Raw genomic sequence first — 609 nt, forward strand, 5'->3', positions numbered from 1 at the left:
TTATTTTTCAGTGCAAGAACCGCAGATGTAGTGGAGCAAGCGCTCACTTGTTTCCAATCGCTGTCGGTGCCTATTTGAATGGGGGTCAACTGATTGGCACAGCAGGTGTTGTTCCCCATTTGGTACTCGTTGTTTTGCCCCCATCCCCAGAGCGTGTTGTCTGTCCTGATGCCAAAGCTGAAAAGAATCCCTGACTCTATCTGCCGCCAGTTGGTAGCAGTACCTATTTGTACAAAAAAGGGAGAGGCTACGGTAGACCCTATGCCTAGGTAACCAGTTGAGTTGCCTCCAGCTCCCCAAAGCGTGCCGTCGCTTTTAATGACAAAGGTATTAAGACGCCCACTTTCAAAAGCCATCACACTTCCAGTAATCATCACTGGGGTAGGTATAAATACGGTTTGGTCGTCGCCATTGCCCAATTGAAAAGAGCTATTCCAGCCCCAGTTCCATAGGGAACCGTCTGCTTTTTGGGCATAATTGCTTCGGAATGCCGAACTAATTTTAGTAAAACACTGCCCAGATGCCGTGTTGTGTAGTGCTATAAAACTCAGTAGTAGTGTAAGTAGTGTTTTCATAAGGAATACGGTATTTAAAAAACAACCCACACAC

1 protein-coding gene is annotated in these 609 nt (G+C 46.3%); it reads right to left on the bottom strand.

From position 1 onward, the window contains the following. Positions 1 to 575 (bottom strand): RCC1 domain-containing protein (locus tag WFZ85_RS16490; protein ID WP_413789745.1); only part of this gene is annotated, 575 nt, incomplete at its 3' end. Positions 576 to 609 lie beyond the last annotated feature (34 nt).

This window comes from Flavobacterium aureirubrum (genome assembly GCF_038739835.1).
GTDB lineage: Bacteria > Bacteroidota > Bacteroidia > Flavobacteriales > Flavobacteriaceae > Flavobacterium > Flavobacterium aureirubrum.